The organism is Kordia aestuariivivens, from assembly GCF_014397005.1.
In the GTDB taxonomy this organism is placed as follows: domain Bacteria; phylum Bacteroidota; class Bacteroidia; order Flavobacteriales; family Flavobacteriaceae; genus Kordia; species Kordia aestuariivivens.
In genome coordinates, this window is the sequence record NZ_JACGWS010000005.1 from 44,053 (window position 1) to 55,937 (window position 11,885).

11 protein-coding genes are annotated in these 11,885 nt (G+C 34.5%); 3 read left to right on the forward strand and 8 right to left on the reverse strand.

The window, feature by feature from the left end; all coding sequences use genetic code 11:
* Positions 1-91 precede the first annotated feature (91 nt).
* Complete coding sequence (locus H2O64_RS09360; protein WP_187561928.1) at positions 92-1,351, forward strand: UbiA family prenyltransferase; 1,260 nt, start codon at positions 92-94, stop codon at positions 1,349-1,351.
* On the opposite strand, the gene H2O64_RS09365 is transcribed toward H2O64_RS09360, so the two are convergent.
* From H2O64_RS09365 to H2O64_RS09385, 5 genes are all read right to left on the reverse strand, one after another.
* Complete coding sequence (locus tag H2O64_RS09365) at positions 1,348-1,725, reverse strand: hypothetical protein (RefSeq protein ID WP_187561929.1); 378 nt, start codon at positions 1,723-1,725, stop codon at positions 1,348-1,350. The two genes, H2O64_RS09360 and H2O64_RS09365, sit on opposite strands and share 4 nt — an antisense overlap.
* Positions 1,726-1,881: 156 nt before the next feature.
* Complete coding sequence (locus tag H2O64_RS09370) at positions 1,882-4,605, reverse strand: zinc-dependent metalloprotease (RefSeq protein WP_187561930.1); 2,724 nt, start codon at positions 4,603-4,605, stop codon at positions 1,882-1,884.
* A 121-nt stretch (positions 4,606-4,726) separates the two neighbouring features.
* Positions 4,727-5,437 (reverse strand): hypothetical protein, encoded by a 711-nt coding sequence (locus H2O64_RS09375; protein WP_187561931.1) that lies wholly within the window; start codon positions 5,435-5,437, stop codon positions 4,727-4,729.
* 33 nt (positions 5,438-5,470) lie between these two features.
* Positions 5,471-6,325: a DUF4846 domain-containing protein gene (locus H2O64_RS09380; protein WP_187561932.1), complete on the reverse strand. Its 855-nt coding sequence runs from the start codon at positions 6,323-6,325 to the stop codon at positions 5,471-5,473.
* 196 nt (positions 6,326-6,521) lie between these two features.
* Positions 6,522-7,037, reverse strand: coding sequence for a fasciclin domain-containing protein (locus H2O64_RS09385; protein WP_187561933.1), 516 nt, complete (start codon positions 7,035-7,037; stop codon positions 6,522-6,524).
* A gap of 153 nt (positions 7,038-7,190) precedes the next feature.
* On the opposite strand from H2O64_RS09385, the gene H2O64_RS09390 reads away from it, so the two are divergent.
* Positions 7,191-7,745 carry an RNA polymerase sigma factor gene (locus H2O64_RS09390; protein WP_187561934.1) on the forward strand — a complete coding sequence of 185 codons (555 nt, stop codon included), beginning with the start codon at positions 7,191-7,193 and terminating at the stop codon, positions 7,743-7,745.
* A complete protein-coding gene (locus H2O64_RS09395) occupies positions 7,742-8,539 on the forward strand; it encodes an anti-sigma factor (RefSeq protein WP_187561935.1) in 798 nt (265 codons plus the stop codon). The genes H2O64_RS09390 and H2O64_RS09395 overlap by 4 nt, the downstream gene beginning before the upstream one ends.
* A 123-nt stretch (positions 8,540-8,662) precedes the next feature.
* On the opposite strand, the gene H2O64_RS09400 is transcribed toward H2O64_RS09395, so the two are convergent.
* The 3 genes from H2O64_RS09400 to H2O64_RS09410 form a co-directional block, all read right to left on the reverse strand.
* The gene (locus H2O64_RS09400) at positions 8,663-9,331 is read right to left on the reverse strand and encodes a DNA alkylation repair protein (RefSeq protein ID WP_187561936.1); all 669 of its coding nucleotides are present in this window, start codon (positions 9,329-9,331) and stop codon (positions 8,663-8,665) included.
* Positions 9,332-9,591: 260 nt separating this feature from the next.
* The gene (gene ggt / locus H2O64_RS09405; protein ID WP_187561937.1) at positions 9,592-11,274 is read right to left on the reverse strand and encodes a gamma-glutamyltransferase; all 1,683 of its coding nucleotides are present in this window, start codon (positions 11,272-11,274) and stop codon (positions 9,592-9,594) included.
* 10 nt (positions 11,275-11,284) lie between these two features.
* The gene (locus H2O64_RS09410; RefSeq protein ID WP_187561938.1) at positions 11,285-11,869 is read right to left on the reverse strand and encodes an acyl carrier protein phosphodiesterase; all 585 of its coding nucleotides are present in this window, start codon (positions 11,867-11,869) and stop codon (positions 11,285-11,287) included.
* Between the last annotated feature and the right edge of the window lie 16 nt (positions 11,870-11,885).

Consider the following 11,885-nt stretch of genomic DNA (forward strand, 5'->3'; position numbering starts at 1 on the left):
GTGTAATCTCAATTTTTCATCAGTATTGAATTTATAATCAATGGTGTATTTCCTTTATTTTAGTAGTATATTTAGTACTTAATTTAATTTTATGAATGAAGAAGGTTTTGACGCTGAAGTTACTAAAACTAAAAAGGCAATTATAATATTTAAAATTTTTGGTTGGTTATTTGTCGCGCTAGGTTTTATCGTTTTTATTATTGGTCTTTATTATTGGATTTTGAAAAGAGATGATTTTAATGAGGTTGGAGATTTTGTTGGCGGAGTTTCTGGTTCATTATGGGCATTAGCAGGATTATTCTTTATCTACATAGCTTTTCTTGGACAGAAGATTGAAATTAAATATCAACAAGCAGATTTAAAGCTGAATAGAGAAGAACTAAGAGAATCAAAAGAAGTATTTAAAGCGCAAGCAAGTATTATGCTTGATCAGAAACTAGATACAACTTTTTTTAATTTGTTGGATAATCATAGAAAATTAGTAAATAGTTTTAAAGATAGAGAACGAATTAGAGAAAATATTACTGGTTATGATGCTTTAGAAAGTATTCACGGTAGTTTAAAATGGTATTTGAAGAAATATTCAAGTTTTTTAAAAACTAGAAATATCTTTGATTCAGATATAACTAACTCAAATCCAATTGATGAAATAGAACGATATCATATTATCAAGATTTTATATGATGAAGTTTCAGGGATTATTGCCTTTATTTCAAAGAAAATAAGAGAGGAAAATAAAGAGTTTTATTTCAATACACTTTTTAATAATTTATCAACTCAGGAAAAGTTTTTATTGACTGCCTATAATATTAATATGAGTAATAATTATAAAGCAGAACTTGATTTCAAGGGTTATTTAAAATATAATTTTAGAGATTTTTCTAAAGAAGAAAAATTTTTAACTCAGAAAAATATATTCTTGCATAATTGTTATCCAAAAGATGATTATGAAGAAGATATTATAATCAAAATAGTAGATGATAATCCTAATGATTACGATGAATTTAATTTGTATTTAGTGGATAAAGAGAAAAAGTTAGTAACTCATGTGAAAAGAATTAATAAAATTCATCAAGAAATCCCACTTACTAAAATCATAACAGATATAACAGAAAAATATTTCTCTAACAAAATTGAAAAAATAAAAAATGACCCTAGAAAGAACGAAGACTATTATATTCTTTTAGAAGGGAAAAATTCAAAATATAATTTTATAATGTATTCAATTTGTAAAATTCAAATTGAGATAAGAACTACAAAAGTTAAGTTATCTGCATATCGAGATAGTAATAATCATATTAACGATTGGATCCAAAATTATTTTAATAACTTAGAAAATCAACAATCCTAATTATTTATTTTTTTAAAGAAAGCCTTCCGAATCAAAACTACATAAATTCCTATGGGAATGAAAAGACAAATAATCACGGAAGAAGCGACATAGTTACTTCCGAAGGTGTTGAAAAGATTCAGGAAATCTACTGATTTTTGAAAGAGCCAATCACTGAATTTTGTAAAATCGGGAATGAATAGGAGTGACGCGATAACGAGCACACTAAAGCCAATGGTGAATTTTCGCTGCTTATAAATTTTGTCCAAGAGACACATCCACGAAAGTGGAATGATAATAAACCATATAATGATATTGATTTCTTTGTACGTGAAGCCAGTATGCTCAGAAATCCACATTAAGATATCGTATGTGTACTCGAATAGTGTATTCATATAGTATGATAAAATATGAGAGATATCACTTTTCAGTGAGATTTGTTCAGCTTACAATTTGAGGTTCGCCTTCGCAGGCTTCCTAAAATTGAGTTTCACAAAAAAAAAGCTCCGAAACATACATTTCGGAGCTTTTTATATGATTGAGAAATATGATTATTCGATAATCAATTTCTTAGTTACTGTTTTATCTTGATCAGTCACAGAGATTAAATACATACCTGAGCTTACATTCTTTAATGAAATGTTTTCATTGAAAGTTGAAGTTGCGTTGTAGTTTTTAGTGTGTACTAATCTTCCAGAGATATCATATACATTGACATCAATGTTTTCTCCAGAAGTTGAGTTGAATGATAATGAGAAATCACCTTTGTTTGGGTTTGGATATAAAGCGAAGTTTTCTAAAGTGAATTCTTCATTGCTTAGTGTAACAGTTGTCGAAGTAGTACATAGTTCAACAGACCACTCATTTACAACTCCAGTATCTCCATTGAAGAAATCAACAAATACTAAGTTCCAAGTTCCAGAAGGATTATTTCCTAAAAATCCAGTCATTGGATTCGCTGGCGCATATAATCCAGTAGTTGGATTTGCACACATAATTGCAGCTTCACCGTCTTTAAACGTTACGTCTATATTTCCAAATTGAGCAGTATTACATGTTCTTGCCCAGATATTTGAGAAACCTCCACCATTTGGTGTTTGTAATTGCATGATTAAATCTCCAATGTATGAATGCGTAACGTCAGCACGTACTCTAAGATCTGTAATTGGAGTTGACTCGGTAACTGTTACAGGAATAAAAACTGGTGTTCCTTGTACGTTTGCGCCACCACCATCAGGAATTGCAGTTGCAATAGCTCCCGTTGTGTATGTATTACAAACAGTCGCATCTACTACGGTAGCTCCAATTGAGAATGATTTTGAGATTGCAAAGAAAATGTTTCCAACCGCTTCAATTTTAATTCTACAATATGGTTCAAAAACGATAGGAAATGTAATTGATTCTGTTCCATCATTTGCAGTGTTTGCAGCTAATGTAGTTGGAAAAGTAAGTCCACCATCCGTAGATAATAAGATATTTACATTACTCGTATTGATTCCGTTTGCAGTTGTTCCAGCAACGTCCCAAGTAACATTTGTACTAGTTCCAGTTGAGAAACTTTCGTTTGTTGTATCTGGAGCTGTTACTCTAAAAGGACCTGTATTTGCAGTTGTAACAGTCATGTTAGCTCTATTTGTCTGTCCACCATTTGGAGAACCATTGTCTCTTACTGTTAAAGCAAAATCCATTGTTCTAGCTACACTTGGCATTACTTCCCAAGCAGGTGTTAAGTTATTATCAAGGATATCGCTTAATTGTGGAAATGTACGATCGCCAGTTGTCATAGGTGAGTATGATCTAAATTGTGGGTCTGTAGTGCTTGTTGTAGAAGGTACGTTTGTTGTAACTCCTACATCAGTTTGTTCCCAGCAGTATGATAATACATCACCAGCGTTTGCATCTGTTGCAGTTCCGCTTAATGTGAATGCTGTTCCGTAAGGAATTGTATAGTCAGCACCAGCATTTACAACTGGAGCTGTATTTCCGTTTGGTGTATTTGTAGAACATGTTGGTTCTCCAGGAGGCGTAATACGTTCCCACATTTCGGCAATACTAATTGCGTGAAAGTGATCATCACTGTTTCCTTGTACATTGTCTGAACCACAAATTCCAGCATACGCCATGATTGTTGTTCCACTTCCTGGTTCTACAGCAGTTGTTGCACTTCTGTTTCCACCAGAACAAGATCCTTGTCCACCATTGAATGTATGGTTTGCACCATATTGGTGCCCCATTTCGTGTGCTACGAAGTCAATATCAAAAGGATCACCTACAGGATTTGGAGATCCTGTTACACCTCTTGCTTTTGCATTACTGTAACAAATACCACCACGTGCAGCTAATCCACCACCACCAGTAGTAAATACATGACCGATGTCATAATTTGCTGTTCCAATGTTTGCATCAATGATTGCTTGATTTTCATTAATTAATAACGTAGCATCACTATCCGTGAATCCATCATTTTCCGCTAAGAAAATAATACTTGTGTTGTCTACTAAGGTCATTGTTAATGACATGTCTCTTTCAAAAACAGCATTAACTCTTGTCATAGTTACGTTCATTGCAGCTAAAACGGTTGCTCTTTTTACAGCGTCCGTTGCAGCACCTTGTCCAGCAGCATTGATATGATAGTTAGCGTATTCTTGTGTACATGATAATGCCAAACGGAATGTTCTTAAGGTTCCATCATTTGCATTTTCTGGAGCGAAAGCTGCATCAGCATTTGTTCTGTTTTCTGTTGATTCATCTACAAGACATCCAATTCTATCTTCAAAGTTTGAGTATAGATTTTCTTTTTCATACATGATGTATGTTTGTAAATCATTTGTTAATGGATCAATGTAGAGTGTTTTTCCAATAGCTTGTACCGTTGCATGAAAACCTAAAACTGTTGTAGAAAAGCGAATGATTGTTCCTGTGTTTTCTCTACTGACAGCAACATACGATTGAATTTCTGGGTAGTTAGCAGCAAACGTTGGCTCCATTACAGAAGCGTTGTATACTTCAAAGTCTTCCATTTTTCCTTCTGCATTTGGAAACTGAACAACAATTTCAGACCCAATGTTAAGATCTCTATCAGGAGCTGCAGCTAATAGCTGTTTTAAACTATTGATATCTAATGTGTACACATCGTAAGCAATAGGAGTAGAAGCTCTTTCTAGCAACTCACTCTGTTGAAAGCTTACGTTGTCTGTTTTTTTCCAAAAAGATTTTCCTTGTGAAAAAGCAAAAAGGGGAAGTAATAGTAATATAAAAAAGTAATTCTTTCTCATAATTTTTAGTTAATTAGTTTAGTGAAAAGTACGGTAAAGTTAATTCTTTTTTTAAAATACGATAAAAATCATTCAATATTTATAAGCTTTTTGTGTTAAAATTTAGCAGATTCGCAATGATTCAATTCCAAGCCTTGACATTTTTCATAGGAATATCCATAATTAATAAGGTGTGCATGCTTGGTAATGAAACGCCACTTTCCATCGTTTTCCAATCCTCCCAAGAAGCATATAATCCACCAATAGGAATAATACTTACCCACATTTGATAGCCTTTTGGAAATCCTTTTTCATCTAAAATCCATAAATAAGAATCGCCCGGAGTTGTGCCTCCGTTTGTATAGGTTACTAATAGTGCTTTTTCGTTGTTTTCTTGTGTGACAATACTACGCGTAACACCTTCATCAAATACCTTATGTGGCGCAACCAACCAAAAAGAGTCATTGTTAAAGTAGGAAAGTGCTTTTTCAATGTGTATTGATGCTTCATTTGCTTCAACTTGCTGATCATTAATAGTAACAGTACTCGCTTTGGGTTGTTTTAAGTTTAAAGCAACTTTTGTATCACTCCAAGAAACATCAACCTTGTGTTGATCTTTATCCCAAACATAGTGATGTCCACCACGAAATGTCCAACTTAAATAGCGTGTGTTTTTATAGGCTTCATGATCTACCGCTGTTAGCATTTTTGTGGCCAATGCATCAGCTTCTGCACCAACGACACCTTTTGGCAAGGGTTCGTTGTATTTTATATAGACAAAAGCAAGTAGCAATAATAGAATGGTGATAATGACTAAGACGAGTTTTCCTAGAATTTTGAATGTTTTTTTCATTGGTTTGGTTTTAGTTTTTGGGTAGCATCGTTTTTATTCTTTAAATCGTCTTAAATCAGTACTTTCAAAAGTCCATTCGGGAGTGTGTAATGTGCCTTTTTTGGCTTTATACCAAGGACTTAACTTTGAATTTTGTTTGTTGACTAAGATTTGAGTTTCCTGCGCTGGCATGTAACTTTGCGCCAGCATGAATATTTTTTCACCCAATTCATTTTTTGCCACATCAACTACAATAACGGCATGTCCGAACGGATTTCCTTGTTGAATGAATACATCGCCAACTTGAATATCCTTAATGTCAGTTACCTTTGAGAGTTCTTTTCGTAAGGAAGCTGTGTTCGCATACGCGAAGATATAATTCATGTATTTTCTAAATTTTTTATACGAATGATCGCCATTTGCATATTTCTTGAAATATCTTGGTTTGCCATCCGATAGAAAGTTGAAGTGAATATCGTTTAATCGTTTTTGTGCAAATAAGTATTCGCCGCGTAAACGCATAACTGCATCTGCGCATTGTTGCAAATCGCGTGTGCCAATTTCCATATCGACCACTGAGATGTAGACATTGTTATTGTATTTTTCGCGACCGTCAAAGTATTTTACGGTACTGTTGAATGCTTTCAGCGGTAAATTTCGCAAATAGGTTCCGAAATGAGTTGCTTCAAGCGGAATTCTTGTGTAGTTTTTTGGTGTGTTGAAACGTGCAAGAATGGTTTTTCCTTCGGGATTTATCAAACTTTCTGTAACGATCGTTTCTTCTTGTAATGCGAGTTCGTTTGTTTTTGGAGTTTCCTGTTTTTGTTCTTTCGCGCAAGCGAGATATATCAAACTAATGAAAAAAAGAAAAGCTATATTTTTTATCGAAAATATTGTCTGGTTTCGCATGTGATGTTTGTTTTTACTTTTAAATATTAAATTTACAATAATTACTAGGAATTAGTAGTCAATTCAAAAACAATACCAACAATCGAACGGTTTCTAGACTTTTTAGCTATTCAGTTTGATGAAAGTAAAAATCAATTGCATAAAAAAAGGGAACAGCTTTTAGAAACTATTCCCTTCATTGTAAAACTAACTAACACTATTTAGGCATCACTACGCTATCGATTACGTGGATTACTCCATTACTAGCCATGACATCTGTACTAGAAATCATGCTGTAGTTTCCGTTAGCATCTTTCAACCAAATTCCTTTGTCGTTTTGAACAACTGTTATTTCTGCTCCGCTAAGTGTTGTGAGCGTCACTTTTCCTTTTCCAGCTTTCAAAGCAGCAACTACGTCTTTTGCAGTTAATTTTCCTTGAATTACGTGGTACGTTAAAATGCTTGTTAATTTTGATTTGTTTTCAGGTTTTAGTAATGAACCTAAAGTAGCCGCATCAATTTTAGCAAATGCATCGTTTGTTGGTGCAAATACTGTAAACGGTCCTTCACCTTTTAATGCTTCTACCAATCCGGCAGCTTTTACAGCAGTAACTAATGTTGAAAAACTGTCGTTAGAAGCTGCTACATCAACAACATCTTGGTTTTGAGCGTTTACATTCGCAGTAAATAAAAATAGAGCTGCAGTTGTAATTGTTAGGATTAATTTTTTCATAATTCTTTGTTTTTGTTTTTAGATTCTTTTTGTTTGACGTTTAAATTTTTTTATGAATACTTAAACGCTTTCAATTTTATATACACATGTTTTTAGTGTTTGGATGAGCTTGGTTAATTTTTTTCTTAAATTTGACAAGATTTATTCTGAGAAGTGAAAAACGATACCTTATTTATTGAGCGATTTCAAAATCGTGACGAAGCTGCGTTGTCAAAGTTATATGACAACTATTCGGGTGCTATATATGGTGTCATTATTCGTATGTGTAGAAATGAAGAAGCTGCACAAGAAATTTTGCAAGAAACTTTTATGAAAGCTTGGGATAAATCACATCTATATGATGCATCGAAGGGAAAATTTTACACATGGTTGTATAGAATAGCTCGAAATACAACCTTAAATTTTTTAAGAAAACAGGATAAACTCATCCAACTAGAAGATTTAAGTGTATATGAAGATGAAGGCGTAGAAGACAATCAAGAATTGCATACAGAATTAAAAGGAGCATTGTCTAAATTAGATGCACATCATCAAAAAGCATTACGACTCGTATATTTTAACGGACTTACACACAAAGAAGCACATGAAGAAATGGGCGTTCCGTTGGGAACTTTTAAATCGTATGTACGTCAAGCGTTAGAAAAGTTGCGTGTTGTATATGGAAAAGAATTGTTGCTATTGATCTGTATATTAGAATTATTGACATGAAAGATAGAGATACTATCATACAAAGCGGAATGCTAGAACAATACTTTTTGGGTACTTTACCTAAAGAGCAAATTGCTGCGCTCGAAAAAATGTTAGCCGAAGATGAAATTTTAGCTGTAAAGTATTCGGAAATTGAAACCGATTTTGAAAATATCGCTTTTGAAAATGCGGTGCAACCACCCAATTTTATTAAAAACAATCTATTTGTTGCGATACAAGATGATGATCCAAAAGTAAAAACACTTCCAAAAGAAGAACCGCCAGCACCTAAAAGTGTGAACCCTAAAGTATTGATGTGGATTGCTGCCGGAATTGCCGCTATATTCATGGTAAGTTCATTGTGGATGTTTACGCAATGGAATACTGCACAAGACAATTTACAAGTAACACAACAAGAATTAAATACGATAAAACAGCAGATCGCGAATCTGGAAGGAAACCTTAAAGATTCTCAATTATTGGCAGAAGTTGTCAAAGATCCAAATACGTTACAATACGCATTAAAAGGAAACGATAAAATTCCTGGCGGATTGGCTACAGCGTACATCAATCACGAAAGTAAATCGGCGGTTGTAAACGCTCAAAAACTTCCTGCATTGCCTGCGGACAAAACCTATCAAATGTGGGCAGATGTTGATGGTGAAATGATCAATATGGGAATTATTGATAAAAGCAAAGATGTTGTTATCTTACAATACATTGATGAAGCTGCTTCACTAAACATTACCATTGAACCTGCTGGCGGAAGCGATCATGCTACAGTAGCGCAGTTGGTTACGAATGTGTATTTGTAATAATTATAGTACTACCATAAAATATTCGTGGATTCGTGGCAAAATACTCCAATACTCTAACAATCTAAAATATCTAAGTAAGTCTAAGTAAGTCTAAGTAAGTCTAAGTAAGTCCAAGTAAGTCTAAATCAACCTCCGAATCGCTTCCCGTTCACTCAATTCTTTCAATTTTGTCGTTTTCACGAAATTTAAAACAGCTTCTGGTTGCACCTTTCCATATTCGCGCAACGCCCAACCAATCGCTTTCTGAATAAAAAACTCTTCAGATTCCTTATGTACTATACATTGTTTGAATAATTCCGCTTGGTCAGTTTCGTTCTTATAACTCAATTGGTGCAAAATCGCAGCGCGATTCAACCACATATTATCACTTTTTGAATAAAAATCAAGCATCTTTCGTTTCTGTTCAGGAAACTGTAGCAAATATTTCCCAAACACATGTTTTGCCAAGAAATCCACAGAATCCCACCAAGAATGTGTGGTAATCATGCGTGTAAAAAAGCGTCCATCTTTCAATTCATATTTCTTATTAGAAAACTTTTGATACAATTCCATTGCGGTATAATGATACTCACGTTGCGGTAAATTATACAATTCAGTCACAACCGCACGAATATTTTCTTGTAAAAACGATTTATAATCGGGTAGGAGTTCTTTAATCAATTGCTTCCGAATTGGTGCTTTAATGCCATGAAACCGAAACAAATAACGCATATAAACTTCCATTTGTTTCTGGTTGTCAATATTGGCGTTTGCCTGAAACGCTTCTTGTAGTTTTGTTACGAATTCCATGATAAAAAATAGTATTTAGATATTAGTCTTGAGTATTGAAAACTAAAACACTTTTACATTTAAAATTTCAAAACCCAATGGCTAAAAGCAAAAGGCTAAAATTTAATTTTGTCTAACAGTCTAACAGTCTAACAGTCTAACAGTCTAACAGTCTAACAGTCTAACAGTCTAACAGTCTAACAGTCTAACAGTCTAACAGTCTAACAGTCTAACAGTCTAACAAGTCTAAGAGAAGAGATTCCCGCCTACGCGGAACGAGTCTAAAACCCAACCGCTTTATCATCTCCACGAGGATCTGCGCCGCCTTCTAACTTCCCATCAGGCAAGATCAAAATTCCTTCTACTTTTCCAATAATCGGAGTTCTTTCGGTATTGATTATATATCCAAGATTCTCTAATTTCTTTTGCAACTTTTCATCAAATTTATTCGGTTCCATTCGTATTTCGTCGGGCAACCATTGATGGTGAAATCGTGGTTGATTGATGGCTTCTTGCATGCCCATATTGTATTCATGAACATTCAAAATAGTTTGTAAAACAGATGTAATAATGGTGGATCCGCCGGGCGTTCCGACAACCATATATAAATTACCATTTTTCTCTACAATTGTAGGTGTCATAGAGCTTAACATGCGTTTCTCGGGCGCAATACTATTCGCTTCAGCGCCAATCAAGCCATAACTATTTGCGACACCGGGTTTAGAACTAAAATCGTCCATTTCATTATTCAAAAAGAAACCTAATTCTTCACAATACAACTTAGAACCATACGCGCCATTAATCGTTGTGGTTACAGAAACCGCGTTTCCAAACGGATCTACAATAGAATAATGTGTAGTTTCGTCACTTTCCACAATTTCAATGTTACCATGCGAAACTTCCGTTGAAGGCGTTGCTTTCTCAAAAGAAAACGAAGACATTCGTTCTTTAATATAATCATCACTTAATAAGGTTTCTGTCGGAATCGTCACAAAATCAGGATCGCCCAAAAAGAAACTTCGATCTGCATACGCTCTGCGTTCTGCTTCTGTAATCAATTGAATCGATTTTACGGTATTATGTCCAAATTTGTCCAACTCATACGGTTCAATCGCTTTCATAATTTCTGCCAAGCAAATTCCTCCACTTGATGGTGGCGACATTGAAATCACGCGTAAATCATCATACATAAACGTAATTGGTGTTCGCCATTTTACATCGTACGCAGCCAAATCTTCCAGTGTCATAATTCCGCCAGATTTCTGCATAAAATCCACTAAAATCTGAGCCGATTCTCCTTTATAAAATTCATCACGACCATTAAGTTTAATACGTTCTAATGTTTTTGCTAATTGAACACGTTTAATGGTGTCGTTTGCTTTCCATGCTTTCGCGAGAAAGAAATTGGAGTCATTCACCTTCAAAAAACCATCCCGATACTTCTCTAGGCGTTTCTGTTGTTTTTCGGTCACAATCACACCTTTCTTTGCCAAAGCAATCACTGGAGTTAAAATTTCGGACATTGGCAACTTTCCAAATTTTTCATGTGAGGCAAAAATTCCCGCAATATTTCCAGGAATTCCAACCGCCATCGCGCCAAGCGTACTTTTATCAGGAATAATATTTCCAGTAATGGAATCTATATACATGTTTTTGGTTGCAGCCAACGGCGCTTTTTCTCTATAATCTAACGAACCAATAGTACCATCTTCCAAACGATACACCATAAATCCGCCGCCACCCAAACTTCCTGCATACGGATAGGCAACTGCGAGTGCTAATTCCATTCCTGCCATGGCATCAAAGGCATTTCCGCCTTTTTTAAGAATTAAATTACCAATATTTGAAACTTCTTCACGTGCCGAAACAACCATGGCTGTTTCAGAAATGACACCTATTACTTTTTCTTTTTTACAAGAGAAGAAGAGTATGCAAAAGATGCTAAAAAGCAATGTTTTTTTCATGTATGTATTTTTATAATTCTTTTAATTTTTGTTTTGAAAATTCGATCAATTCGTCAAAGAAAGAAGTAAATTCTGCTTCAAATTCAGTATAAAATTCTTGAAGTTCTACAACTGCCAAATTCATCTTGGAACGATTTTGTGTTCGCCGATTCATACCTTCCAAAACCTTTGTAATTCCTTCAATAGATGCATAACTCAACAACCAATTGTCTTGAATCATGTGTGGGAGTAAGCGTTGTACATTCAGCGGAAGCAAATCATAATTATCTTCTAGTAAATTGTAAAAATCATCCACATACGTTTCTAGCGGAACATCGGAATAGTTTTTCCAGTTTTTCGCCAAAAAATGATCGTACAGAATATCTACAATCACGCCACTATAATGGCTGTAATTTTTATGCAAGCGTTTGGTGCTTTGTCGCACTGTTGGATGCGCATCTGTAAATGTATCAATATGTCTGTGCAATAGAATACCACGTTGAATTTCGGGCGGATAATTTTTATACTTTTTTCCACGAATACTATCCGCAATAAAATTTCCAATTGTTATTTCGTCATCATTATGCGATAGATAAATATGTGCTAAGAAGTTCATTTGTTAAATTTAGTGA

Excerpts from the sequence above, each read along its gene's own strand:
- H2O64_RS09395 (WP_187561935.1), top strand. The coding sequence starts at position 7,742 with ATGAAAGATAGAGATACTATCATACAAAGCGGAATGCTAGAACAATAC.
- H2O64_RS09400 (WP_187561936.1), bottom strand. The coding sequence starts at position 9,331 with ATGGAATTCGTAACAAAACTACAAGAAGCGTTTCAGGCAAACGCCAAT.
- H2O64_RS09385 (WP_187561933.1), bottom strand. The coding sequence starts at position 7,037 with ATGAAAAAATTAATCCTAACAATTACAACTGCAGCTCTATTTTTATTT.
- H2O64_RS09410 (WP_187561938.1), bottom strand. The coding sequence starts at position 11,869 with ATGAACTTCTTAGCACATATTTATCTATCGCATAATGATGACGAAATA.
- H2O64_RS09380 (WP_187561932.1), bottom strand. The coding sequence starts at position 6,325 with ATGCGAAACCAGACAATATTTTCGATAAAAAATATAGCTTTTCTTTTT.
- H2O64_RS09365 (WP_187561929.1), bottom strand. The coding sequence starts at position 1,725 with ATGAATACACTATTCGAGTACACATACGATATCTTAATGTGGATTTCT.
- H2O64_RS09375 (WP_187561931.1), bottom strand. The coding sequence starts at position 5,437 with ATGAAAAAAACATTCAAAATTCTAGGAAAACTCGTCTTAGTCATTATC.
- ggt (WP_187561937.1), bottom strand. The coding sequence starts at position 11,274 with ATGAAAAAAACATTGCTTTTTAGCATCTTTTGCATACTCTTCTTCTCT.
- H2O64_RS09360 (WP_187561928.1), top strand. The coding sequence starts at position 92 with ATGAATGAAGAAGGTTTTGACGCTGAAGTTACTAAAACTAAAAAGGCA.
- H2O64_RS09370 (WP_187561930.1), bottom strand. The coding sequence starts at position 4,605 with ATGAGAAAGAATTACTTTTTTATATTACTATTACTTCCCCTTTTTGCT.